Source organism: Tsukamurella hominis (genome assembly GCF_965137015.1).
Lineage (GTDB): Bacteria > Actinomycetota > Actinomycetes > Mycobacteriales > Mycobacteriaceae > Tsukamurella > Tsukamurella hominis.
Genome location: NZ_CBCRZG010000005.1, coordinates 151,259 through 176,137 on the forward strand (window position 1 = coordinate 151,259; position 24,879 = coordinate 176,137).

Annotated in this window: 23 protein-coding genes; 4 read left to right on the forward strand and 19 right to left on the reverse strand. The window is 71.8% G+C overall.

The features are described 5' to 3' along the window. Window positions 1-49: 49 nt before the first annotated feature. The 7 genes from ACM9LD_RS09145 to ACM9LD_RS09175 form a co-directional block, all read right to left on the reverse strand. A complete protein-coding gene (locus ACM9LD_RS09145; protein ID WP_415676364.1) occupies window positions 50-2,158 on the reverse strand; it encodes a RecQ family ATP-dependent DNA helicase in 2,109 nt (702 codons plus the stop codon). 90 nt (window positions 2,159-2,248) lie between these two features. Further along, window positions 2,249-2,617 (reverse strand): carboxymuconolactone decarboxylase family protein, encoded by a 369-nt coding sequence (locus tag ACM9LD_RS09150; protein ID WP_415676495.1) that lies wholly within the window; start codon window positions 2,615-2,617, stop codon window positions 2,249-2,251. Between the two features lie 20 nt (window positions 2,618-2,637). Beyond that, window positions 2,638-3,228, reverse strand: coding sequence for an RBBP9/YdeN family alpha/beta hydrolase (locus ACM9LD_RS09155; RefSeq protein ID WP_415676365.1), 591 nt, complete (start codon window positions 3,226-3,228; stop codon window positions 2,638-2,640). Beyond that, the gene (locus ACM9LD_RS09160; RefSeq protein ID WP_415676366.1) at window positions 3,225-4,571 is read right to left on the reverse strand and encodes an MFS transporter; all 1,347 of its coding nucleotides are present in this window, start codon (window positions 4,569-4,571) and stop codon (window positions 3,225-3,227) included. Before ACM9LD_RS09160 ends, ACM9LD_RS09155 begins: the two co-directional genes overlap by 4 nt. 14 nt (window positions 4,572-4,585) lie before the next feature. Further along, on the reverse strand, window positions 4,586-5,638 hold the full coding sequence (locus ACM9LD_RS09165; protein ID WP_415676367.1) for a beta-keto acid cleavage family enzyme: 1,053 nt from the start codon (window positions 5,636-5,638) through the stop codon (window positions 4,586-4,588). A gap of 52 nt (window positions 5,639-5,690) precedes the next feature. Further along, a complete protein-coding gene (locus ACM9LD_RS09170) occupies window positions 5,691-6,575 on the reverse strand; it encodes a TauD/TfdA dioxygenase family protein (protein WP_415676368.1) in 885 nt (294 codons plus the stop codon). A gap of 35 nt (window positions 6,576-6,610) precedes the next feature. After that, a complete protein-coding gene (locus ACM9LD_RS09175; RefSeq protein ID WP_415676369.1) occupies window positions 6,611-7,591 on the reverse strand; it encodes a quinone oxidoreductase family protein in 981 nt (326 codons plus the stop codon). 112 nt (window positions 7,592-7,703) lie between these two features. Between ACM9LD_RS09175 and ACM9LD_RS09180 the strand changes: the two genes are divergently transcribed. The 3 genes from ACM9LD_RS09180 (at window position 7,704) to ACM9LD_RS09190 (ending at window position 12,032) form a co-directional block, all read left to right on the forward strand. Beyond that, window positions 7,704-8,735: an AraC family transcriptional regulator gene (locus ACM9LD_RS09180; RefSeq protein WP_415676370.1), complete on the forward strand. Its 1,032-nt coding sequence runs from the start codon at window positions 7,704-7,706 to the stop codon at window positions 8,733-8,735. Between the two features lie 70 nt (window positions 8,736-8,805). Next, on the forward strand, window positions 8,806-10,062 hold the full coding sequence (locus tag ACM9LD_RS09185) for a bifunctional glycosyltransferase family 2/GtrA family protein (RefSeq protein ID WP_415676371.1): 1,257 nt from the start codon (window positions 8,806-8,808) through the stop codon (window positions 10,060-10,062). After that, the gene (locus ACM9LD_RS09190; protein ID WP_415676372.1) at window positions 10,059-12,032 is read left to right on the forward strand and encodes a glycosyltransferase family 39 protein; all 1,974 of its coding nucleotides are present in this window, start codon (window positions 10,059-10,061) and stop codon (window positions 12,030-12,032) included. The genes ACM9LD_RS09185 and ACM9LD_RS09190 overlap by 4 nt, the downstream gene beginning before the upstream one ends. Here ACM9LD_RS09190 and ACM9LD_RS09195 read toward each other — a convergent pair whose 3' ends face one another. From ACM9LD_RS09195 to pdxS, 12 genes are all read right to left on the reverse strand, one after another. Continuing rightward, complete coding sequence (locus tag ACM9LD_RS09195) at window positions 12,033-12,959, reverse strand: SDR family oxidoreductase (protein ID WP_415676373.1); 927 nt, start codon at window positions 12,957-12,959, stop codon at window positions 12,033-12,035. Between the two features lie 47 nt (window positions 12,960-13,006). Beyond that, window positions 13,007-14,095: a Holliday junction branch migration DNA helicase RuvB gene (gene ruvB, locus ACM9LD_RS09200; RefSeq protein WP_415676374.1), complete on the reverse strand. Its 1,089-nt coding sequence runs from the start codon at window positions 14,093-14,095 to the stop codon at window positions 13,007-13,009. Next, complete coding sequence (gene ruvA, locus ACM9LD_RS09205) at window positions 14,096-14,695, reverse strand: Holliday junction branch migration protein RuvA (protein ID WP_415676375.1); 600 nt, start codon at window positions 14,693-14,695, stop codon at window positions 14,096-14,098. Then, on the reverse strand, window positions 14,692-15,279 hold the full coding sequence (gene ruvC, locus ACM9LD_RS09210; RefSeq protein ID WP_415676496.1) for a crossover junction endodeoxyribonuclease RuvC: 588 nt from the start codon (window positions 15,277-15,279) through the stop codon (window positions 14,692-14,694). The genes ruvA and ruvC overlap by 4 nt, the downstream gene beginning before the upstream one ends. Before the next feature lie 89 nt (window positions 15,280-15,368). Beyond that, entirely contained in the window at window positions 15,369-17,072 is a 1,704-nt protein-coding gene (locus tag ACM9LD_RS09215) for a VanW family protein (RefSeq protein WP_415676376.1), read from the reverse strand. A gap of 69 nt (window positions 17,073-17,141) precedes the next feature. Then, a complete protein-coding gene (locus ACM9LD_RS09220; protein ID WP_224644976.1) occupies window positions 17,142-17,897 on the reverse strand; it encodes a YebC/PmpR family DNA-binding transcriptional regulator in 756 nt (251 codons plus the stop codon). A gap of 45 nt (window positions 17,898-17,942) precedes the next feature. After that, window positions 17,943-19,325 (reverse strand): WS/DGAT/MGAT family O-acyltransferase, encoded by a 1,383-nt coding sequence (locus tag ACM9LD_RS09225; RefSeq protein ID WP_415676497.1) that lies wholly within the window; start codon window positions 19,323-19,325, stop codon window positions 17,943-17,945. Window positions 19,326-19,363: 38 nt separating this feature from the next. Continuing rightward, window positions 19,364-19,969 carry a pyridoxal 5'-phosphate synthase glutaminase subunit PdxT gene (pdxT, locus tag ACM9LD_RS09230; RefSeq protein ID WP_415676377.1) on the reverse strand — a complete coding sequence of 202 codons (606 nt, stop codon included), beginning with the start codon at window positions 19,967-19,969 and terminating at the stop codon, window positions 19,364-19,366. A gap of 27 nt (window positions 19,970-19,996) precedes the next feature. Further along, window positions 19,997-20,821 (reverse strand): acyl-CoA thioesterase, encoded by an 825-nt coding sequence (locus tag ACM9LD_RS09235; RefSeq protein ID WP_415676378.1) that lies wholly within the window; start codon window positions 20,819-20,821, stop codon window positions 19,997-19,999. A 20-nt stretch (window positions 20,822-20,841) separates the two neighbouring features. Further along, on the reverse strand, window positions 20,842-21,645 hold the full coding sequence (locus ACM9LD_RS09240; RefSeq protein ID WP_415676379.1) for a PP2C family protein-serine/threonine phosphatase: 804 nt from the start codon (window positions 21,643-21,645) through the stop codon (window positions 20,842-20,844). Continuing rightward, window positions 21,642-22,988 carry an RDD family protein gene (locus tag ACM9LD_RS09245; protein WP_415676380.1) on the reverse strand — a complete coding sequence of 449 codons (1,347 nt, stop codon included), beginning with the start codon at window positions 22,986-22,988 and terminating at the stop codon, window positions 21,642-21,644. Before ACM9LD_RS09245 ends, ACM9LD_RS09240 begins: the two co-directional genes overlap by 4 nt. A 98-nt stretch (window positions 22,989-23,086) precedes the next feature. Continuing rightward, a complete protein-coding gene (pdxS, locus tag ACM9LD_RS09250; protein WP_415676498.1) occupies window positions 23,087-23,935 on the reverse strand; it encodes a pyridoxal 5'-phosphate synthase lyase subunit PdxS in 849 nt (282 codons plus the stop codon). Window positions 23,936-24,140: 205 nt separating this feature from the next. Here pdxS and ACM9LD_RS09255 point away from each other — a divergent pair, with 205 nt between their 5' ends. Beyond that, window positions 24,141-24,863 (forward strand): hypothetical protein, encoded by a 723-nt coding sequence (locus ACM9LD_RS09255; protein ID WP_415676381.1) that lies wholly within the window; start codon window positions 24,141-24,143, stop codon window positions 24,861-24,863. Window positions 24,864-24,879: the final 16 nt, after the last annotated feature.

A 24,879-nucleotide genomic window follows, 5' to 3' on the forward strand; every position in this document is an offset into this window, starting at 1 on the left:
CGGGTCTTAGGCAGCACTCGGTGTTCCAGTGTTCCACATCTCGCGCGGGTCAGGCGGGACGGTGCACCACCAGCGGCAACACCACGGCAGCTCCGGCCTCCCGGAGCCGGGCCGCCGCGACGGTCACGGCCCAGCCCGTGCCGGACTCGTCGACCACGAGCAGCACGGATCGGCCGCGGACGGCCTCCGCGGCGGGGCCGGCGTCGATCGAATCCAGCCAGTGCGCCGCCTCCTGCGCACCGGAGGCGTCGCGACCGGGCGCCGGCCCGCGCGGCACCGGCAGGCTCACGCGGTCCAGTCGGCCCACCTCGGCGATGCGGTCGGCAACCGGCTCGACGGGCGCCGGGCGGTCGGTCAGCTGCAGGGAGGCGACGACCTCGGGCCGGGCACGCCACTGGTCGCGCCACCGCGAGAGCGCCGCGACGGCGGCGTCCGCCAGGTCGGCGATCGCCTGGGAATCGCCGGAGCGAGCCGCCCCGACGGTGCCCGTCCACTCCGGGGCGTCGGCGAAGACCAACACCCGGCCGGGCTCGGCCGCGAGGTCGGGCTGGATCCGCCCCTTGCGGCCGGCGACGCCGCCGGGCCACATCTTGCGCGGTTCGAGCACCTGGCTCTGGGAGCGCAGCGCCCCCGCGACCGCCCGGGCGGTCTCCGGCGGGACGGGCTCGCCGAGGCCGTCGGGGACGTGCCCGAGGCAGACCGAGCAGCGGCCGCAGGGCGCGGCCTCGGGATCGTCCAGTGACTCGGTGAGCAGCTGCATCAGGCAGCGCTCGCCGCGCGTGTAGGCCCGCATGATGTCCGCCTCGCGGCGGCGGGTGGCGACGATCCCGTCGTAGTGGGCACCGTCGTAGTGCCAGGGCGCGCCGGTGGCGCGGTAGCCGCCCTCCACCCGCTCCACGGCACCGTCGACCGCGAGCTGCTTGAGCATGAGGTCGATCCGGGTGCGGCGGATGCCGGTCGAGGCCTCGAGCGCGATGGCGGACTGCCCTCCCCCCGTCTCGTCGTCGGCGAGAGCCGCGAGCACGCGGTCCATCTGCTGCGGATCGGGGATGGTCGCCGTGGCGAAGTAGTCCCACACGCCCGCGTCGGACTCCGACGGCAGCAGCGCGACGACGGCGTGGTCGATGGCGCGGCCCGCACGGCCGACCTGCTGGTAGTACGAGACGGGAGAGGGCGGCGAGCCGACGTGCACGACGAAGCCCAGGTCGGGCTTGTCGAAGCCCATGCCGAGCGCGGAGGTGGCGACGAGCGCCTTGATCTCGTTGGCGCGCAGGGCGTCCTCGAGGCGGGCGCGGGTATCCGGGTCGAGCTTGCCGGTGTACGCGGCCACCGGGTACCCGGGGCCGTGCACCGCGCGGATCCCGTCGACCAGCCGCTCCGCGTCGGCCACCGTCAGCGCGTAGACGATGCCCGAGCCGGGCAGGTCCGGCAGGTGCCGGGCGACCCATGCGTACCGGGTGATCGGCGCGAGCGCCGGCAGCACGTTGAGCTGCAGCGACCGGCGCGCCAGCGGCCCCCGCAACACCAGCGTGGCGTCGCCGAGCTGGGCGGCCACGTCGTCGGTGACGCGGGCGTTCGCGGTCGCCGTCGTGGCCAGCACCGGGGTCTGCGGGTGGAGCCGGGTGAGCACGTCGGAGACGCGGCGGTAGTCGGGACGGAAGTCGTGGCCCCAGTCCGAGACGGCGTGCGCCTCGTCGATCACGAGCAGGCCGAGCGAGCCCTCGAGCGCGTCGAGCACGCGCCGCCCGAAGGACGGGTTGGCGAGCCGTTCCGGCGAGACGAGCAGCACGTCGATCTCGCCGGCGGCGAGCGCCGCCTCGATCGCGTTCCACTCCTCGAAGTTGGACGAGTTCAGGGTGGCTGCGCGCAGGCCGGCGCGCTCGGCGGCGGCGACCTGATCGCGCATGAGCGAGAGCAGGGGCGAGACGATGAGCGCGGGGCCCGCCCCTTCGGCCCGGCGCAACGCGGTTGCCACCCAGTACACGGCGGACTTTCCCCAGCCCGTGGCCTGCACCACGAGCACGCGCGCCGCGGGCTCGAGCAGCGCGGCGACCGCGGTCTCCTGGTCGTCCCGCAGCGCGGCGCCGGGCCCGGCGAGGGCCTCGATCACCCGCCGGGCGCGCTCGGCCCGCTCTCCCGTGAGCATTCGTTCCGTCATCGCCGCGACTCCCCTGATCGGTTGCACCCCGAGGCTAGACGGACCCACCGACACGCGCCGCCGCGGCGGCCCCGCAGCGACGCGATCAGCCTATTCGCCGTCCGGGGCCGCTCCGTGGTCGCCGGAGGCGCGCTCCCGTGCCTCCAACTCCTCCATGAGGATCGGTGCGCCGACGTTGATCGAGTGCACACCCACCGTGGTCGCGAGCTTGAGCACCTCGAGGATCTCGCGCGGCTCGACGCCCAGGTCGAGCGCCGCCCGCATGTGCCGGCGGACGCCCGGCGCGTAGAGGTGCGTGCAGGCGGCGTCGACCGCGATGCACAACAGCTCCACCACCTGCGGGGTGAGAACCCCGCCCCGGTAGGTGCTCATCGTGGTCCGCATGAAGGACTCCGTCCACTCCGGGTCGAGCTCGGCGACGCCGTCCCACATCGGGTTCCAGTGGCCGGCGTCGCGCATGGCGCCGACCACCGACTCCGTCACGACCGGCTCCCGGCGGCGGCCAGCTCCGCGACCAGCTCGTCGATCAGGTGCCACTCCCCGAACCCCGCCGCGGGGTTGAGGTGCCCGGCGTCGCCGAGGTCGACGATCCGGCTCCCCCACGCCTCGGCCAGCCCGGACGTCACCCGGTACCGCGCCAGCGGGTCGGTCCGGCTGGCGGCGACGATCGACGGGAACGGCAAGCGCCGCCGCGGGATCGGCTCCCACCCGACCGCGGCGAGCTCCGCGGGGCGCGGGTGCGGTTCCGGCCAGTCGACCCCGAAGTCGGGAGGCGTCGCGAGCACCGCGCCCACCACCCGGCCGAGCTCGGGCGCACCGTCGGGCAGGGAGCGGATCCAGCGCACCGCGGCGAGCACTCCGGCGCTGTGCGCCACCAGGACGACCGGTCCGTCGACCGCGGCGACGGTCTCCCCCAGCAGCCGGGTCCGCTCGCCGATCGAGTGCCAGTCCGCCTCGGCCGGGAAGGGCACCGTGACGGCGCCGTCGGTCCGGGCGGCGTACAGCTCCTGCCAGTGCGACGGTGCGCTCCCCCGCAGGCCCGGGACGATCACCGGCACGGGCGCGGTCACCGCGCCGGCTCCGCGTTGAGCGCCTGCAGCTTGGCCAGGCCGCGTGGATGCAGCCGCTTGCCGAAGACCATGAACAGCACCGCGGGGACGTAGACGAGCGGGGCGAGTTGCAGCGCGCCCAGGAGACCCAGCCGGTCCGCGAGCGCGCCGATGAGGATGGGCGCCAAGGCGAGACCGAGCAGGTTGTTCGCCAGCGTGAGCGTGCCCATCGCCGAGGCCTGCACCGAGAGGTGCGTGAGTGAGGCGACCATGGCGGCCGCCGTGCCGGAGCTGCCCGCGGCGAAGAAGGCGCCGATACCGAGGAGCGCGAGCTGCGCGGTGCCCGTGGGCATCCGGAAGGCGATCATCAGGGCGACGAAGGCGATCACGCAGTAGGCGATGCCCGCCGTCCACTTCCGCGTGCCGTCACTGAGGCTGTAGCGGTCGGCGAGGAAGCCGCACACGATCATTCCGGACCCCACCAGCAGCACGAACATCGCCGCCGCGCCGCCCGCCTTGTCGACGGAGAGGTGATAGGCCTCTTTGAAGTAGGTCGGCAGCCACGTGAGCATGACCGCGGCCATGAACATCTGCAGGCCGCTGCCGATGTAGGCGCAGACGACGGGCGAGTTCGTGAAGAGGCTCGACAGGGGTGCGCGGGCCACGCGGATCGGCTCCGCGTTCGCCCACGACGGTGCCGCACCGGCCTCGTCGACCTGGTTCCGCTTGACGCGGGCCTCGGTGACCACGAGCTTGAACACGGCGACGAGCAGCAGGCCGAGCACGGCCATCGCGCCGAGCGACCAGCGCCAGCCGAAGTGGACGGCGATGAGGCCGCCGAGTCCGGTGCCGACCATGGTGCCGAAGGAGCCGCCGGCCATGAAGGACGCGGAGAGCGCGGCGTGCACGCGGGGCGCGAACAGGCTGAGCACCAACGCGATACCGACGCTGCCGTACGCGGCCTCGCCGACGCCGACGACGAATCGGGCGGCCAGCAGTTGCTCGTAGTTCTGCGCGAACGCGCAGGCCAGCGTGGCGACGGACCAGAGCACGGCCATGAGGACGAGGCTGCGGACGCGGCCCCAGCGGTCGGCCAGGATCGACACCGGCAGGGTCAACAGGCCCACCATGAGGGCGACCACGGAGATGAGCGATCCCTGCTGGGCCTTGTCGAGGTGCAGTTCCTGCCCCAGCGGGACGAAGACCGCGGCGAGCACCTGGCGGGACATGTAGTCGGACAGGAGCAGTGCGAATGCGAGCGCGAAGACCACCCACGGGTAGATCCGCCGACGGGACCGCGCGGGTCCCGTCGGCGCACCGTCGGCGTCCTCGATGTCACCCGTGCGGGTGGTCATGAGGGCCATTGTCATTCATCCGTTCAGGCGTGCTGCGTGAATCCGAGCTGACCGGCCTGCCGGTTCGGCGCGTAGCCCAGCTTGGCGAGGGTCTCGTCGACGGAGCCGTACTGCTCGCCGATGCGGTAGATGTCGCGGGCCTCCTTGCCGGTCGCCACGTCGCGGCCGAGCTCGTGGCTGATCCGCACCAGCTGCTTGACCTGGTCGACGGACTTGATCTTCTCGCCGGGACGGCCCCAGATGGTGTCCTCGTTGCCGCACCGGGTGTGCAGGCCCATCGCGATGGCCATGGTGTTCACGGGGAGCACCGAGCGCATCAGGGTCTCGAGGGTGAGGATCGCGCCGTCGGGGACACGGCTGATGAAGTTCATGATGTTGTACGGGTTCGGGCCGTCGAAACCGCCGCCGATGCCGACCCAGGTGAGGTTGAGCGGGCCCATGTACTTGCCGCGGCGGATCAGGCGCTCCACGGTCTCCAGTTGCGGGATCGAGCTGAGCTGGAAGTGCGGCTGAATGCCGTTGGCGGTCAAACGGCGCAGGTGCTCCTCGACCCACTCGGGGCCGGCGGGCACCGTCATCTCGCGGTACGTGTCGTACAGCTCGGGGCGCTGCATGGACGTGCCCTCGATGTCGGCCTCGGTCATCAGCTCCATGATGTTCATCTGGCTGGTGTTGATGGCAATGGTGACCTGGTCGGGCTTGGGATCGAGCTCGGCCAGCATGTGCCGGGTGTCGTCGGAGAGCCATTTGGCGTCGGCGCCCTCGCCCTCGGGGGCGAAGGAGATCGAGCCGCCGACCTGCAGGATCATTTCCGGCACGGCCTCGCGCAGGCCGGAGAGCAGCTCGTTGAACTTGGACAGCCGCTTGGAGCCGTGGCCGTCCTCCTCGCGGACGTGGATGTGCAGGACGGTGGCGCCGGCCTCGTAGCAGTCGACGGCCTGCTGGACGTGCTGCTCCATGGTGAGCGGCAGGTCCTCGCGGAAGTCGTCGAGCTCCCATTCGGGGCCGTACGGCGCGACGGTGATGACCTGCTTCTCCTGGACCTCGGGGAACAGGGCGTCGTCGTGGAAATGCATGATGGTTCTCCTCGTGCGTGGTTGTGGGGCTGGGTGTCTCGGTGTGTGGGGGTCAGTACGGGCGGTCGCCGACGATGCCGGCGCGCTCCATCCGGCGCACGGCCGGCCAGTAGTCCTGGACGGCGTAGTGCTGGGTGCAGCGGTTGTCCCAGATCGCGAAGCTGTCCGGGGTCCAGCGCCAGCGCACCTGGAACTCGGGCACGGCGGCCTGGCGCTGCAGGTACTGCAGGAGCTCGCCGGCGCCGGGCGCGTAGTCGAAGCCGAAGCGGACGTTCGCGTCGTTGTGGAAGTTCGTGAAGTGGGTCGCGAAGGAGTTGACGAACAGGATCTTCTCGCCGGTCTCCGGGTGCGTGCGCACGACGGGGTGCTCGGCGTCCGGGAACGTCGCGTGCAGGGCGTGTCGTTGCTCGATCGGCATGCGCGCCCCGAAGCTGGATTCGAGGGAATGCCGTGCGCGCAGGCCGTCGATCCGCTCCTTGACCTCGGCCGGGAGGGCGTTGTACGCGGCGACCATGTCGACCCAGATGGTGTCGCCGCCCACCTCGGGGCCCTCGACGCAGCGCAGGACCGACCCGAAGGGCGGGCACTCGCGCCAGGTGGCGTCGCAGTGGAAGGAGTTCTCGTACGCCTCGCGGTCGCTGTCGAGGTCCTTGTAGATGCGGACGAGGCCGGGGTGCTCGGGGTCACTGCCCAGCACGGGGTGATCCTCGAGCTCGCCGAAGCGGCGGGCGAGGGCGACGTGGTCGGCGCGGCTGATCGGTTGATCGCGGAAGAACAGGACCTTGTGCTCGACGAGGAGGGCGCGCAGCTCGGCGAACCGGGCTTCGTCGTGCGCCACCTCGCCGAGGTCCACGCCGGTGACTTCGGCACCGATGTGGGCGGTGAGGCGCTGGGCGCGCATGGTTCCGGTGGTCCGGGGGGCGGAGGTGACGGTCATGGTGCTGCCTGGTTTCTCATTCTCGGTGGTCGGGTTCAGGGAAGGAGGATCGACGATCCGGTGAGAGCTCCGGACTCGAGCTCCTTGTGCGCGCGGGCGGCGTCGGCCAGCGGGTAGGTCTGTCCCACCTGGATCGTGATGCGGCCGGCCGCGATGTGGCCGAACAGCTCGCCCGCCAGGTCGGCCCGCTCGGCGGGATCGGCGATGTAGTCGGCGAGTCCCGGCCGCGTGACGAACAGCGAGCCCTTGATGGCGAGCTGCATCGGGTCGATCGGCGGGATCGGCCCCGACGACGTCCCGAAGCAGACGAGCAGGCCGCGCTTGGCGAGGCTGTTCAGGGACGCCTCGACGGTGGCCGCGCCGATGCTGTCCAGCACGACGGGGACGCCCGCCCCGCCGGTCAGCTCGCGGACGCGCTGCGCGGTGTCCTCGCGGCGGTAGTAGATGATGTGGTCCACGCCGTTCGCGCGGGCGACCTCGGCCTTCTCCTCGGTGGAGACGGTGCCGATCACGGTCAGGCCCAGCAGCTTCGCCCACTGCGCGACGATCAGCCCGACGCCGCCGGCGGCCGCGTGCAGCAGGATCGTGTCGCCCTCGCGGTACGGGTGGATGCGCCGCATCAGGTACGCCGCGGTGAGGCCGCGCATCGTGCAGGCGGCGGCGGTGGTGAAGTCCACGCCGTCGGGCAGGTGGATCAGGTGCCGGGCCGGGAGCACGAACTCGGTGCTGTACGCGCCGAGGGGGGTGCCGGTGTAGGTGTAGGTCACGCGGTCGCCGGGAGCGAAGCCCTCGACGCCCGGCCCCACCTCCTCCACGACGCCCGACGCCTCGACGCCCATGCCGTTCGGCAGGGGCACCGGGTACAGGCCGGTGCGGTAGTAGATGTCCGCGAAGTTCAGGCCGATGGCGTGGTGCCGCACGCGCACCTCGCCGGCACCGGGTGCGCCCACCTCGATGTCTTCGAGCCGCAGCACGTCGGGTCCGCCGGTCTCGTGGAAGCGGATCGCGTTCGCCATGTCGTGGATTCCTCTCGCCGGAGCGGTTCTCGGGATGTGATGCAGATGACAGTACGAGCGGAGTTCGGCGTAAACTGTTCCCTACGGGACGGATGACTATTCACATCGGGACATGGAGGTGATGGTGGTCACAGCCAAGCGACCCCTGGCGCGCTACGCGTCACTGGCCAACTTCTCCGAGCTCACGCGCACCCTGGGCGCCGACCCGCGTCTGCTGCTCCGCGCGAGCGGGCTGGACCCGAGCGGCGTCACGGTCCAGGACCGGTGGATCCCGGCGGACGCGGTGAACGACCTGCTCGAACGCACCGCGGCGGTCACCGGGCGGGACGACCTGGGGCTGCGCCTCGCGGAGCTGCGGCGACTGTCGCACCTCGGCCCGCTCAGCCTGGTGCTGCGGGAGGAGCCGGACGTCCGCAGCGCGCTGCAGGTCCTGATCCGGCACGAACGGATGTACAACGAGGCACTGCACACCCGGTTGTCCGTCGCCGACGGGATCGCCACCGTGCGCGTCGAACTCGACCTCGAGCGCCCCGCACCCGACCGGCAGGCCGTCGACCTCGCCGTCGGCGTGGTGTACGGCGTGCTGCGCGAGCTGCTCGGCCGGGACTGGACTCCCCTGTCGGTGTCCTTCGGCCATCCACCGCCGGTGCGGGTCGAGACCGCGCGACGGATGTTCGGCGGCGCCCTGCACTTCGACGCCGACCACAACGGGATCCGTTTTCCCGCGGACGATCTCGACCGCGCGACCGCGACCTCGGACCCACAGCTGCGGGAGTACACCCGCAGGCTTCTCGACGGCGACGACGCCCGCGGGCGCGACGCGACGGCCCGCATCCGCGAGCTCGTCGACCTGCTGCTCCCCACCGGCCGGTGTTCCGCCGAGCAGGTGGCGCGCAGCCTCGGAGTGGACCGGCGCACCGTCCACCGGCGGCTCGCGGCCGAGGACACGACCTTCACCGAGGTCGTCGACGACGCCCGCGCGGCGCTGGCCCGGCACCTGGTCGCCGGACGCACCTACTCGTTCGCCGAGATCGCCGGCATCCTGGCGTTCTCCAGCCCGTCGAACTTCTCCCGCTGGTTCCGCGGCCGGTTCGACACCACGCCCCGGCAATGGCGCACCGCCGCTGCGGGCGGCGACCGGTGAACGACGTCTCCCAGCAGGTGCACAGACAGGCCGCAGGGTAGCCCCAGCGCAGCGACCGAGGGTTGCTGCCATGACAACCGAGACCGCACCCGACCGCACGGTCGAGACCGGAGCCGCGCTGCCCGGTCGCTCCGGAACCACCCCCGTCCTCGACATCGTGATCCCCGTCTACAACGAGGCCCACACGATCGCGCGCTGCGTGGAGACGCTCCGCGAGTACCTCGACACCTCCCTCGCCATCCCGGCCCGGATCACCATCGCCGACAACGCCAGCACGGACGACACCCTGCGGGTGGCGCATTCGCTCGCCGCCGCGATCGACGGCGTGCGCGTCGTGCACCTCGACGCCAAGGGCCGCGGCCGCGCCCTGCGCCGCGTCTGGGCGGACTCCGATGCGCGCGTCCTGGTGTACATGGACGTGGACCTCTCGACGGACCTCAAGGCGCTGCACCCCCTGGTCGCGCCGCTGCTGTCCGGCCACAGCGATCTCGCGATCGGCACCCGCCTGGGCCGCGGCGCGAACGTGGTCCGCGGGCCGAAGCGCGAGTTCATCTCCCGCGGCTACAACCTGCTGCTGCACACCGCCCTGCGCGTGCGCTTCTCGGACGCGCAGTGCGGGTTCAAGGCCATCCGCACGGACGTCGCGCATGAGCTGCTGCCACTGGTCGAGGACGGCGAGTGGTTCTTCGACACCGAGCTGCTCGTGCTCGCCGAGCGCGCCGGTCTGCGGATCCACGAGGTCCCGGTCGACTGGACCGACGACCCCGACAGCCGCGTCGACATCGTCGACACCGTGAAGAAGGACCTCAAGGGCGTGATCCGGGTCGGGCGGGCGCTCGGCCGGGGTGCCCTCCCCCTCGACGACGTCCGCCGAGCCCTGGGCCGCGAGGAGCCGCAGCTGGCGGGCGTGCCGCGCAACATGGTCGGACAGCTCGCCCGGTTCGCCGCGGTCGGCGTGGCCAGCACCGTGGCCTACGCGATCCTCTACCTGATGCTGCACCCGCTGATCGGGGCGCAGGGCGCGAACTTCGCCGCCCTCCTCATCACGGCGGTCGGCAACATCGCCGCGAACCGCTCGTTCACCTTCGGCGTGCGGGGGCGCGAGGGCGCGGCCCGGCACCACCTGCAGGGACTGGTCGTCTTCCTCCTCACCTGGGCGCTCACGTCCGGCAGCCTCACCGCCCTCGCACACGTCGCACCGGACGCCGGGCGTGGGATCCAACTCGCGGTGCTCGTGGTGGCCAACCTGGTCGCCACCGTGACGCGGTTCCTGGGGCTGCGCCTGATCTTCCGCTCGGCGACCTCCGAGAAGGCCGGGCTCCAGTGACCAAGAGCCGCGAACGCATCGCGGTCGCCGTCCTCCTGGTGGGGACGGCGATCGCCTACCTCTGGGCGCTCGGGCGGGCGGGGTGGGCCAACGCCTTCTACTCGGCCGCCGTCCAGGCCGGCACCGTCAGCTGGAAGGCGATGTTCTTCGGCAGCTCGGACGGCGCGAACTCGATCACCGTCGACAAACCGCCCGCCTCGCTGTGGGTGATGGAACTCTCCACCCGCCTGTTCGGCGTGAACTCCTGGGCGATGCTGATTCCGCAGGCGCTCCTCGGGGTGGCATCCGTCGCGCTCCTGTACGCGACGGTGCGCCGCCGCTTCGGCCCCGCCGCCGGCCTCCTCGCCGGCCTGCTCCTCGCCGTCACGCCGGTGGCCGCCATGATGTTCCGGTTCAACAACCCGGATGCCCTGCTCGTCCTGCTGATGATCGCCGCGACCTGGGCGATGCTGCGCGCCGTCGAGGACGGCCGGTGGCGGTGGCTCGTCGCGTGCGGCGCCTTCGTCGGCCTGGGTTTCCTGACCAAGCAGCTGGCTGTGATGCTCATCGTCCCCGGGCTGGCGCTGGCCTACCTGGTCGCGGGGCCGCCGAAGATCGGCAAGCGCATCGCGCAGTTGTTCGCCGCGGGCGCCGCGATGGTCGTCGCGGCCGGGTGGTGGCTGCTCACCGTCGAGCTGTGGCCGGACGCGTCGCGGCCGTGGATCGGCGGCTCGCAGAACAACTCGATCCTCGAGCTGACGCTGGGCTACAACGGCCTCGGCCGGCTCAACGGCAACGAGAAAGGCAGTGTCGGGCCGGGCCGCGGCGGCATGGAGCTGCCCGCGGGCTTCGAGCTCCCCGCCGGCATGGAGATGCCGGGGCGGCGCGGCGGCGGGATGTTCGGCGACGCCGGCGTCCTGCGCATGTTCCAGCCCGAGCAGGCCGGGCAGATCGCCTGGCTGCTCCCCGCGGCGTTGATCGCGATCATCACGGTGGTGATCCTGCGCGGGCGTTCCCCGCGCACGGACGGCGATCGCGCCGCCGTGATCGCCTGGGGCGGATGGCTGCTCGTCACCGGGATCACGTTCAGCTTCATGGCGGGCATCTTCCACGCGTACTACACCGTGGCACTCGCGCCCGCGATCGCGGCACTGGTCGCGATCGGGGCGGCCGTGGGCTGGCGGGAGCGTGACCGGGCATGGGTCCGCGCGGTCGCGGCCCTCGCCGTCGCCGCGACGGGCGCGACGGCCTGGTACATCCTCGCGCAGACACCGGATTGGAACCCGTGGCTGCGCTGGGCGATCGCCGCGGCGGCCGCCGTGTCGACGGTGGCGATCCTCGCGACCCTGCTACCGACGGTGGGCCGGGCACGGCGTCTCGGCGGGGTGATCGTCGGGACGGCGTTGTTCACCGCGCTCGCCGGGCAGGTGGCGTTCACGATCGAGACCATCGCGACGCCGCGGCAGGGCGCCATCGTCTCGGCGGGCCCGTCGAGCGGGCACGGCTTCGGACCCGGCGGGGGCAAGGGCCGCATGGAGCGGCCCATCGGTGTCGGCGGCGGCGCGCGGCCCGACGGTACCCGCGCCGGTGGGCCGGGCGGGGACGAGCGGGGCGGCGGACCGTCGTTCCTGATGGGCAGTACGGCCGGCCCCGAGGTGACCGCGCTCCTGCTCGCCGACGCGGACCGCTACACCTGGGTCGCGGCGACGATCGGAGCGAACGCCGCGGCGGGTTACCAGCTCGCCACGGAGAAGCCGGTGATGCCCATCGGCGGCTTCAACGGCACCGATCCCTCCCCCACGCTCGCGCAGTTCCAGCAGTACGTGCGGGACGGCAGGATCCACTACTTCCTCGCCGAATCGGGCGGCGGATTCGGCGGATTCGGCGGATCCGGGACCGCGGCGGAGATCCGGTCGTGGGTGGAGAAGACTTATCCGTCGCGGACCGTCGACGGGGTCGCGGTCTACGACCTCACCGCGCCGACGGGGTGATCAGTCGCGGCGCCCGGCCCAGCTATCGGGCCGGGTGCCGTCGACGTCGGTGACCCCGTAGGCGGCGGCGAGCTCCGCGGAGCTGACGGACCGCTGGTTCCAGCGCTCGCGGCCGGGATCCGCCGCGAGCGCGGCGATCCCGCGGCCGACGAAGCGGGGCGATTCGGAGTGGCCGAAGCCCGGCGGCGCGGTGGGTCGGCCCGGCCGCGCGGTGAGGGCGGCTCGCCAGTCCTCCTCGGTCACCCCGTAGGCGTCGAGCATCATCTCGGAGCGCAGCCACCCCGGGGTCACCGCGACGGCGGTCGCGCCGTACTCGGCGAGCTCGTGCCCCTGCGAGAAGGCGATCCTGTTGATCGACGCCTTGGCGAGGTCGTAGAAGACCGAGATCCGGTAGGTTTCGGCATTGAAGTCCGCAGTGCCGTCGGTGATCTCGGCGAGCAGCCCGCCCGGACGCTCGATCAGCAGCGGGGTGAGGAAGTGGGCGGTCACGAGGTGCGTCTCGACGGCGAGGCGGAGCAGGCGCAACCCGGCATCGAGGTCCTGCCGCCACAGCGGCGTGTTCCACGTCGGCGGCGGACCCTTGAGCAGCTCGCCGCCCCAGATGTCGTTGACGAGCACGTCGATCCGCCCGTACTCGGCGCGGAGCCGGTCCGCGAGGCGCGAGACCTGCTCGGGATCGAGGTGGTCGACCTGGACGGCGACGCCGGTGCCGCCGAGGGCGTCCACGATCTCGGCCGTCTCCTCGATCGTTTCCGGCCGCGGGTAATCGGAGGTGATCGCCGGGTCGCCGGCGCGGCTGCTGCGGCCGGTGCACACGACGACGGCGCCCTGTTCCGCCAGGCCGGCGGCGATGCCGCGGCCGGCGCCGCGTGTCGCCCCCGCGACCACCGCCACGCGGCCGCGCAGTCCTTTCCCGACCGGGCCCACGGTTCCTGTCTACTCCGTGAGGCCGGCGCCCGCAGCGCGCGGCCGGCTCAGAACAGGCGGTCGTCGGGGTCGAAGTCGCCCCGCACCTCGATGCCCGAGGCGAGCGCACCCGCGGGCGGTTCGAGCCCGAGGTGATGCCACGCCGCCATCGTCGCGACACGACCGCGCGGCGTGCGGGCGAGCATGCCGGCGCGCACGAGGAAGGGCTCGCACACCTCCTCGACGGTGCCGGGTTCCTCGCCGACGGCCACGGCCAGCGTCGAGACGCCCACGGGGCCGCCCCCGAAGCTGCGGATCAGGGCCCCGAGCACGGCGCGGTCGAGGCGATCGAGGCCGAGCTCGTCGACGTCGTAGACCTTGAGCGCACCGCGCGCCACGTCGACGGTGACCGTCCCGTCGGCGCGGACGTCGGCGAAGTCGCGGACGCGCCGGAGCAGGCGGTTGGCGATGCGGGGCGTGCCGCGGCTGCGGCTGCCGATCTCCGCGGCCGCCTCCCGGTCGATGGTGATGCCGAGGATCTTCGCGCTGCGTTCGATGACCTGGACCAGGTCGGCCGTCTCGTAGAAGTCCATGTGTGCGGTGAAGCCGAACCGGTCGCGCAGCGGGCCCGTGAGCGCGCCGGATCGGGTGGTGGCCCCGACCAGGGTGAACGGCGCCACGTCGAGCGGGATGGAGGTGGCACCGGGCCCCTTGCCGACCACCACGTCGACCCGGAAGTCCTCCATGGCGAGGTAGAGCATCTCCTCCGCGGGGCGGGCCATGCGGTGGATCTCGTCGATGAACAGCACGTCGCCCTCGACGAGGTTCGACAGCATCGCCGCCAGGTCGCCCGCGCGCTCGAGTGCGGGGCCGGAGGTGACGCGCAGCGCCGTGCCCAGCTCGCCCGCGATGATCATCGCGAGGCTGGTCTTGCCCAGGCCGGGCGGGCCGGAGAGCAGGATGTGGTCGGGCGTGCCGCCGCGGAGTTTCGCGCCGCGCAGGACCAGCTGCAGCTGCTCGCGGACCTTGGGCTGCCCGATGAACTCGTCGAGCGACTTCGGGCGCAGCGACTCGGTGTCGTCGCCCGTGAGTGCCGCCGGGCCCATGATGCCCTCGGCCTCGTCGAACTCGCTGCCCACCTCGTCGTCGTAGTGCATCTACCCGCGTCCCAGGGACTTCAGGGCGTCGCGCAGCAGTTCGGAGACGGACTTGTCGGGCCCGGCCTCCACGGCCGCGGCGACCGCCGGTTCGGCCTGCTTCGCGGTGAACCCCAGGCCCTCCAGGGCGTCGAGGAGCTGCTGGGAGACGCCGCCCGCCGGCACCGTCGACCCGGCAGCGCCGCCGCCGTCGGACGGCGCGGCCGAGACCTTGTCCTTGAGCTCGACGTGCATGCGCTCGGCGACCCGCTTGCCGATCCCGGGGATCAGGCACAGGGTCTTGAGGTCGCCCGCGGCGATCGCCGTCTGCATCTGCGCGGGATCGAGGACCGCGATCGCCGCCATGGCGAGCCGGGGACCCACGCCCTGCACCGTCTGCACCAGGTGGAACAGCTCCTGCTGGGGTCCATCGGTGAAGCCGTAGAGCGTCTGAGAGTCCTCGCGCACGACCATCGAGGTGAGCAGGAAGCCCTCGGCGCCCCGGGTGAGCGCGCCCGCGGTGTTCGGTGCCACCAGCACCTTGTAGCCCACGCCGCCGCACTCGATCACCACGTGATCCAGACCGATGTGCCGTACCTCGCCGCGCAGCGACGCGATCATCGCACTCCCCCCGTCACCTTCTTCGCCGCGCGGCGCTGCGCCGCGAGCCGTTGCTCGAAGACCTTCTTCTGTTCCGCCGCGCGGCGTTCCGCCTCGGCCATCCGCGCGATCATCGGCGCCCGCCAGCTGTGGCAGACGGCCAGGGCGAGGGCGTCCGCCGCGTCCGCGGGCTCGGGCGCCTTCTGCAGCCCGAGGATCCGGGTGATCATCGCGGTCACCTGCGCCTTGCCCGCGTTCCCGTTGCCCGTGACCGCGGCCTTGACCTCCGACGGGGTGTGGAAGTGCACGTCAATGCCGCGGCGCGCGGCGGCCAGCGCGACGACGCCGCCCGCCTGCGCGGTGCCCATCGCCGTGGAGACGTTGTGCTGCGCGAAGACCCGCTCGACCGCGATCACGTCGGGTTCGTGGGTGTCCATCCAGTACTCCGCCGCGGTCCACACCGCTAGCAGCCGCTCCGCGAGCGGCATCGTCGCGGGCGTGCGGACGACGTCGACGTCGAGCGCCGTGACCCTGCGGCCCGCGCCCGTCTCGACCACCGACAGGCCGCAACGCGTGAGCCCGGGGTCCACCCCCATCACCCGCATCGCCGTACCTCCGCGCACCGTCGAACAGTCAAACCTTTGTTCGAGAGCATACCCGCCCGGCCCGACGCCGGGAGGCAGCGACGCGCCCGCTACTCGCAGATGACGGTGGGCACCGGGTCGTACTTCACGGTGCGGGTGTGGCGGGAGATGACGCTACCGGTCTTGGCGTCGGTGATCGTGCGGGTGTTGCTGGTGGTGAAGCCGGGCTGGCCGGTGCTGGCGACGCAGTGCGGGCCTTTCGCGAGCCGGATGGTCGACGGCTGCGTCGGCAGGCTGCGGGATCCGGTGCTCGACGAGACCTCGCGCGTCTTGGTGCTCCACATCCGCACCGACACCGACGACGAGCCCGCGCTGGACTCGATGACGATGCCGTAGGGGGTGTCGTTGCGGAACTGCAGGTCGATCGCGCCCTCGTAGACGGTGGCCTCGCGCGCCTCGGGGTATCGCGAGATGTAGTAGCTGTGCTCGGTGTGGCCCGCGTCCTCGAGGCCGGCGAAGTACGCGGCGTTGTAGAGCGTGGTGGCGAACTGCGAGATGCCGCCGCCGACGGCCTTATCGGGACGACCGTTGTTGATGATGCCGGACTCGACGTAGCCCTGCGCGGTGCCGCGGGGGCCGGTGTAGCCGTTGAGCGAGAAGGTCTCACCGGGCAGCACCACGGCGCCGTTCACCTGCTGCGCGACGCGGCGGATGTTCACGCCCGAGGCGTCGCTGAAGCCGCCCGTGGAGAACTCGCTGACCACCTCGCGCACGCCGAGCTCCTTGGCCTTCGCGGTCGAGACCTTGGGCTCGACGGCCTTGAACTGCGCGGTCGCGGTGCGGCCCTGGGTGGACTGCTCGGTGACGGCCTTGGTGACGGCGTCGATCGTCGGGTCCCACACGACCTCGCGGCCCGGGACGGCCTCGGTCACCGTCGGGGTGCCGCCCGAGAGGTCGAAGCTCGCGTCCTTGGGCTTGGCGATGGCGGATTCGAGCCGCGTGCCGAGGACCTTCTTCGCGGCTTCCCGGTCGACCTTGGGCGCGAGGTTGCCGGCACCGTCGGGCTGGAACGACAGGAACGTGCCGATATCGGCCCCGGAGACCCGGCCGACGGTGCCCGCGGCCACCTGCCCCGCGGCGTCGCGACGCAGGACGACGTCGGTCGCGACCGCCTGCGCGGCGGCCCCGGCGGCGACGCTGCGCACCACGTCCGCGGACACGGTGGGCGTTACGGCCTCCGTCGGGACCGTGATGTCGGTGGAATCGGGCCAGGCTGCGGCGACGGCCTCGGCCGCCTTGCCCAAGTCGATCCTGTCGCCGGCCTTGGGCTCGACCGCCACCGGCTTGCCGCCCCGGTAGATCACGGCACCATCGCCGGCCTCGGAGGTCAACGCGCCGGCGGCCTTCGTGATCGCCGCATCGAAGACCTGCCGGTTCAGCGAGGACGCGGGGTGCACGTGCCGGTCGCTGACCAGGCCGATCAGATCGCGCAGCGGCGAGCGCTCGTCGATCGCGCGCTGCACGGTGCCCGGCACGTCCATGGTCAGCCCCAGCTGTGCGGGCTGGAGCCGGACCTCGCCCTTGGCGGTGCGGAGCGTGATCGGCTCCGCGTCCACCCGCTTGGCGGCGCCGTCGAGGCGGTGGGTCGCATCGTCGCGTCCCAGCGCCCCGAACTCCACGCCCACCGCGGTGGCCCCGTGGACGGTCTCGGCGCGCCCCGACTCCCAGACGGCGGCACCGCCGGCCCCGAGCAGCAGGGCCGCCACCAGAGCCAGGGCCGGGGCGCGCCGCAGCGCTGTTCGGGTGGAAGTCACAACCTGAGAATATCCTGACGCATTATTACCGCACAGTAGGGGCGATGCGATACGGCAATCTCAGGGCACTCAGTCCTCGTCGAGCTCCGCGAGGACCTCGTCGGAGATGTCGACGTTGGTGTACACGTTCTGCACGTCGTCGCTGTCCTCCAGCGCGTCGACCAGCTTGAACACCTTGCGCGCACCGTCGGCGTCGACGGGGACCTCGACCGACGCGCGGAAGCCGGACTCCGCCGACTCGTAGTCGATCCCGGCCTCCTGCAGCGCGCTGCGCACCGCGACGAGATCGGTGGGCTCGGAGATGATCTCGAACTGGTCGCCCAGGTCGCTGATCTCCTCGGCGCCCGCGTCGAGCACGGCCATGAGCACGTCGTCCTCGGCCTGGTCGTTCTTGTCCAGGGTGACGATGCCCTTGCGGGTGAACAGGTACGACACCGAGCCCGGGTCGGCCATGTTGCCGCCGTTGCGCGTCATCGCCACCCGGACCTCGCCGGCGGCGCGGTTGCGGTTGTCGGTGAGGCATTCGATCAGCACTGCCACGCCGTTGGGGCCGTAGCCCTCGTACATGATGGTCTGCCAGTCGGCGCCGCCGGCCTCTTCGCCACCGCCGCGCTTGCGGGCCCGCTCGATGTTGTCGTTGGGGACCGAGGTCTTCTTCGCCTTCTGGATGGCGTCGTAGAGCGTCGGGTTGCCGTCGGGATCGCTACCACCGGTCCGGGCCGCGACCTCGATGTTCTTGATCAGCTTGGCGAACAGCTTGCCGCGCTTGGCGTCGATCGCCGCCTTCTTGTGCTTGGTGGTGGCCCATTTGGAATGGCCGCTCATCGATCCCTCGATTCCGTTCGGGTGCGCTGTCTCAACCCTGCGAGTTTACGTGAAAGCCTTCTCCAGCTCCGACAACGCGTCCTCGAGGTGGTGAATGAGGCGCTGCACGTGCGGGACGGAGGTCCGGCACGCGGTGATCCCGAACTCCAGATTGCGGTTGTTCGTGCAGATGGTGATGTTCACCGCCTGGCCCTCCCACGGGATGGACGCCGGGTAGACGCCGTCGAGGTGCGCGCCGTTCCAGTACATGGCCTCGCGCGGCCCGGGCACGTTCGAGATGACCAGGTTGAACGGCGGCCGCGCGACGCCCCGGTACCCGGGCAGCATGCCCGGCGCGAGGCCCGCGATGTTGGCCGCGCTGAGCGCGAGCACCTGCAGCGGCGACAGCTCGCCCATGACCTTGCGCGCGGCCCGGACGGAGTCCTGGATCGCGGTGACCCGGGCGGCCGGGTCCGTGAGGTCGGTCGCCAGCGTCGAGATCACGGCGCCGACGGCGTTCGACGAGGACTCGGAGCCCTCCTTGTGCAGCGATACGGGCACCATCGCCGTCAGGGAGCGGTCGGGCAGCTCGTTCAGCTCGAGCAGGTAGGCGCGGAGAGCCGCGCCGCACATGGCGAGCACGATGTCGTTGACGGTGGCGCCGGCCTTCTGCCGGACCGCGTCGATCCGGTCGAGCGAGTACGACTGCGCGACGAACCGTCGCGCCCCGCCGATCGGCACGTTGAAGATGGTGTGCGGGGCCTGGAAGGGCGCCTTGTAGTCGTGGTCGCGGATCGAGGTGCCCGCGACCTTCATCGAGGCCGGGAGCATGCCCAGCACCTCCCCGGTGAGGCCGCCGATCTGCTTCGCGGTGCTGAGCGGGTTGAACGGCAGGCCGCCCTTCGACGGTGCCGGTGCCGATTCCGCCTTCCGGCGGCGTCCGAGACCGGGCTGCCAGACGACGCGGCCCTCGCGGTCGTCCGGATCGGGAGAGAGGGCCAGGGTCATGTACCGCAGGGCGGAGACCCCGTCGACCAGCGAGTGGTGCACCTTCGAGTAGACCGCGAACCGGCCGTCCTCGAGACCCTCGATGACGTGCACCTCCCACATCGGACGGTGCCGGTCCAGGAGGGTCTCGTGCCACAGCGAGACCTGCTGGAAGAGCTCGCGGATGCGGCCCGGCTGGGGCAGGGCGGAGTGCCGGACGTGGTATTCCAGGTCGATGGAGTCGACCTCGGACCACCAGGTGTTCCCGAGGATCCCGACGGGATCGGCGGGCCGTCGACCGAACTTCTCGCTCACGGCGACGTGCGAGCGCATCGTCTCGACCACGGAGCGCACGAAATCGGGTCCCGCGCCCTCGGGCGGCGTGAACAGCTGCAGCCCGCCGACGTGCATCGGATGCTCGCGGGACTCCGCCATCAGGAACATCGAATCGGTCACCGGCATGTAGCTCACGACGCCACTCCCCCTCTACAGCGGCGGTGTCATGCCCGCCGGACGATGTCCACGAAGCGTCGGTGGATCCGCAGATCGCCCGTGACCTCGGGATGGAAGGATGTGGCCATCGTCACACCCTGTCGAACAGCGACCACCGTACCCGCCGTCGGGCCGGCCTCCGCGGGCACCCTCGCCAGCACCTCGACGCCCTCGCCGACCCGCTCCACCCACGGCGCGCGGATGAACACCGCACGCACGGGATCACCGTCGACGCCCTCGACCTCGAGGTCGGTCTCGAACGAGTCCACCTGCCGGCCGAAGGCGTTCCGACGCACCGTCACGTCGATCGCGCCGAGGCACCGGGCGTCCGGACGGGTGTCGAGCACCTCCGAGGCGAGCAGGATCATGCCCGCGCACGAGCCGTAGGCCGGGAGCCCGCCGACGAGCGCCTCCCGGAGCGGGTCGAACAGGTCGAAGACGCCGAGCAGGCGGCTGATGGTGGTCGACTCCCCACCGGGGATGACGATGCCGTCGACGGCGGCGAGGTCCGCCGCCGTCCGCACCGTGGTCGTGGCGGCCCCCGCCGCCTCGAGCGCGTGGCGATGCTCGCGCACGTCACCCTGGAGAGCGAGGACTCCGATCCGAACAGTCACGGGGAGCCAGCCTAAACGGCGGCGCGGTCACGCCCGGAAGCGGTGCAGGCCCTCCTGGATGACGACGGCGACGAGCGTGCCGTCCTGGGCGAAGATCCGGCCGGCCGTGAGGGCGCGTCCGCCGCCCGCCGACGGGGACGTCTGGTCGTAGAGCAGCCACTCGTCGGCGCGGAAGGGCCGCAAGAACCACATGGCGTGGTCGAGTGAGGCCACCTGGGTGTCAACGCCCGGGTGCGCCACCCGGGCCGAGCCGAGCAACGTCATGTCGCTCATGTACGCCAGGGCGCTGACATGGATGTTCAGATCGTCCGGCAGGCGTTTGATGTGCCGGAACCAGACCTGCTGGTGCACCGCCCGGCCCACGTACGGGACCGTCTCGTCCTGCGGCACGATCCGGATGTCCCAGTCGCTCCACTCCTCGAACAGCCCGAGGCTCTCCCGGGTGGCGTTGGGGTCCTCCCGCGGGCTGAGCACCGTCTCGGGATCCCGCGTCGGCGGCATCTCGTCGGCGTGCTCGATGCCCTCCTGGCCGGGCAGCTGGAAGGACGCCGACATGGAGAAGATCGCCTCGCCGTTCTGCACGCCGTTGACGCGGCGGGTGCAGAACGAGCGCCCGTCGCGGATGCGGTCCACGAGGAACACGGTGTCGGCGTCCGGGTTGCCCGGGCGGAGGAAGTACCCGTGCAGCGAGTGCACCTGCATGGTGTCCGGGACGGTCTCGATCGCCGACCGCAGGGCCTGGCCGGCCACCTGGCCGCCGAAGGTCCGGACCAGCACCGACGGTGCGTGAATGCCGCGGAAGATGTCGCGGTCGATCTGCTCGAGACTCAGCAGCGCTTCGATGTCAGCCACGAGGGACGACTCTACTCAGGTCACCAGTCCGGATCGGTCGGTTCCGTGGTGGCGTCCACCACGATCACCGTGACGTTGTCGCGGCCGCCGGCGTTGAGGGCCGCGGCCACGAGCTGATCGGCGCACTCGTCGATCGGCACGTCGCTCTCGAGGATCTGACGGATCTCGTCGTCGGTGAGCTCGCCGTTGAGGCCGTCGGAGCACACCAGCAGCTTCTCGCGGGGCTGCGCCGGCACGATCCAGAAGTCCGCGTCGGGCTCCATCCCGGCACCCAGCGCGCGGGTGATGACGTTGCGGCGCGGGTCGACGCGGGCCTGCTCGGGGCTGAGGAAGCCGCCGTTGATGAGCTCCTGGACCTGCGAGTGGTCGACGGTGAGCTGCTCGAAGTAGCCCTCCGCGAGCCGGTAGGTGCGCGAGTCGCCGATGTTGACCACCAGCCAGTGCGGCACGCCCTCGTAGGTGGTGAGCAGGACGCCGGTCACCGTGGTGCCCGCGCGCTTGCCGGTCTCCGAGTCGATGGCCTCGATCGCGGCGTGCGCGTCGCGCAGCCGGTCGACGACCTGCTCCATCACGACCTGCGCGTCCGCCGGCTCGGGCCCGAAGACCTCGGCCAGCGCCTCGAGCGCGGCGGCCGAGGCCACCTCGCCGGCGTCGTGGCCGCCCATGCCGTCGGCGAGGAGGAACATGCCGGGGCCGGTGAGCGCCCCGTCCTCGTTGGTCAGGCGCACCCGACCGGGATTGCTGATGGCGACCCATTTCATGGACACGCCGCCCTGCACTCCGTAGACGATCTCGGAGCGCGCCTCCCCCGCTTCTGCCGTCATCCGCCGAACACCTTGAAACTGCGCTGACCCATGTGCACGACGCTGCCCTTCTCCACGGCGTACCTGACTCCCTTGGTGAGCTCGGTCCACGAGTCGCCGAACGCGATCGCGGATCCGTTGGTCGAGCCCACGTCCTCCACCCACAGTTCACCGCGGGTGATGCCGAACAGCAAGTGTGTCTTCGACACCGAGGCGGTGTCGTCGACCAGCACGTGCTTGGTGATCTTGGCCGGATCCGTGCCCTGGGGCAGGACCGGCTCGCGGCCGATGATGCCGTCGCCGCGGACGTCGACCGAGTGACCGTCGTCGAAGCGCAGCACGATCGGCGCGCCGCCCGTCGGGGCCGGGGCGGCCGGACGCGGCTGCTGCGGCTGCCCCTGGGGCGGCTGACCGCCCTGCGACGCGAGCGGCCTGCCGGCGGGCGGACCCGCGGGCGGGACCGGCGGCTGGCCGGGACCCTGCACCGGACCGCGGGGCTGGCCGCTGGGGCCGGTGGGCCCGGGGGGACGCGGCGCGAACTGCTGGGGCGCCTGCGGCTGCTGCGACGCCTGCGCCGGCGGAGGCGCGAAGGCGGCGGCCGGCGGCAGACCGGTCGTCGACTCGTCGCTGTCGGTGGGCGGCGGGCCGAACCGCGGCGGGATCGGGCGCAGGCCGGGAACGTCGTCGGGCAGCGGCGGGAGCGACGGGGGCTGCAGCCGCTCGCGCGGCTCCCCGGTCTCGACGACCTCGGTGGCCGCGCCGGCGGCGACCGCGTCGACGCGGGTCTCCTCCGGCAGGGGGGTCGGGATGCGCTGCAGGGTGTTGTCGGACTCGCCCGTCACCAGGCCGCCGAGCGGGCCCGACGGTGCCGGCGCCTGCGCGCGGGACGGGGCCGCGACGTCGGCGTCGTCGACCACCGTGGACGTGGAGGCCTTCTCGTGCACGCCGCGGCGAGCACCATCGGCGAGGATCGACCAGGCCGGGAGGTAGACGAGCGGCGCGAGGACGTTGAAGACGACCGAGCGGATCGCGGACGACGGGAAGCCGATCGGCCGGTGCGAGTCCGCGTCGACCACCTTGAGGCCCGCAAGCAGCTTGCCGGGGCTGGCGCCGTACACGCCGTGCAGCACGATCGACGCGATGATCGCGACCGCGGCGCCGATGCCGAGGAACACCCACCCGAGCTCGAGCCCGGCGACGACGTTGACGATCAGGGCGAGGGCGACCACCGTCGACGCGAGACACAGGTCCGCGATGTACGCGAGTACGCGCAACACGTTGAGCGCCGCCTCCACCTGCGATCCACCCAGGGACGTCTGGGCCCCGTACTCCTGGGTGGCCCTGGCCGTTGCTTGGTCTGACATCCTCCGCCTCACTGCTTCCACTTCACAACCCGCGTCTGCCCGACACGCGTAGCCTCGACGCTAGCGCGAATCGTCGGACACCGGCGGGCGACATGCCGTTACCAGCCGCGTTCCGCCAGACGATGCGGCTGCGGGATGTCATCGACGTTGATTCCGACCATCGCCTCGCCGAGCCCGCGCGAGACCTCGGCGAGCTTGCCGGGGTCGTCGTAGAAGGTCGTCGCCGCGACGATCGCCTTGGCACGCTGCTCGGGGTTGCCCGACTTGAAGATGCCGGAGCCCACGAACACGCCCTCGGCGCCGAGCTGCATCATCATCGCCGCGTCGGCCGGGGTGGCGATGCCGCCCGCGGTGAACAGGGTGACCGGCAGCTTGCCGTTCTTGGCGACCTCGACCACCAGGTCGTACGGTGCCTGCAGCTCCTTGGCCGCGACGTACAGCTCGTCCTCGGGCAGCGAGGTCAGGCGGCGGATCTCGTCGCGGATCTTGCGCATGTGCGTGGTCGCGTTCGAGACGTCGCCGGTGCCGGCCTCGCCCTTGCTGCGGATCATCGCCGCGCCCTCGGTGATGCGGCGCAGGGCCTCACCGAGGTTGGTCGCGCCGCACACGAAGGGGACGGTGAAGGCGAACTTGTCGATGTGGTTGGCGTAGTCGGCCGGGGTCAGCACCTCGGATTCGTCGATGTAGTCCACGCCGAGCGCCTGCAGGATCTGCGCCTCGACGAAGTGGCCGATGCGGGCCTTCGCCATGACCGGGATGCTGACGGCCTCGATGATGCCGTCGATCATGTCCGGATCCGACATCCGGCTGACGCCGCCCTGCGCGCGGATGTCGGCGGGCACGCGCTCGAGCGCCATGACCGCGACCGCACCGGCGTCCTCGGCGATCTTCGCCTGCTCGGGGGTCACCACGTCCATGATCACGCCGCCCTTGAGCATCTCGGCCATGCCGCGCTTGACGCGTGCGGTGCCGGTGACGGGTGCGGTCTGGGGATCAGTGGTCACTGATGGGTCTCCTCGTAGCTGGGACGTGTGGGGCTCCAGTATTCCCGATGACGGTGCGCGCTTCCCAGCCCGGGTCGCCGGGCCGGGTCCGACGGTGCCTCCCTGCAGGCGTCCCGATCGCACGTGCGCCGCGACATACACTGACTGCATGGGCATCACCGTTGCCGTGCATCCCTTTGTTCCCGCGGCCGACCTCACGGTGGGCCCGGGTTTCGACAGCCGAGCGGTCGAGCAGTTCGTGGCGCGGTGGTCGCTCACCGCCGTCCCCGACTCCCCCGGCACGTACCTCACCGCCGAAGACATCAGCGCCTCGATGTTGCCCCGCATCACCGCCGACACCGACTGTCTGTCGATCACTCGCCCCACCCGCGACGAAATCGAGCTGGCATTCGACTGGATGCTCACCATCGGCGGCGCCTTCTTCGATTACTCCAGCGGCGTCCTGATCTCCTGCGATCCCGGATGGCTGGACGTCGACGGCGAGGAGGGCTTGACGGTGTTCGTCGTCCGTGACGCCGCACAGGCGCGACAGGTATGGGAATCACCCCGCACCCCACCCGGCATCTGGGACGTTCGGAACGGCATCGCCGGGATTCCCGTCCTGGTCCACCGGCCGATGCGCGACTACTCGCCCGAGGTCCGCTGGAACGGCTGGCTGGTGATGCTCCACGACGACGAGATCGAGGTACAAACGGTCCCGGACCACGCGATCTGGGGTAAGCCGCCCCGAGAAGTCGAGACTGGGATCACGTACTGGGCGGAGAACTGGGCCGTGCGCGACACCGGCGGCGTACTCACCGCTGCACACCGTGACGGCCGGATCGTGTCCATAGAAGTGAGCACGAACGGCCCGGTCGTCCGCTCCGAGTGACGGGGGCGTTACGCGA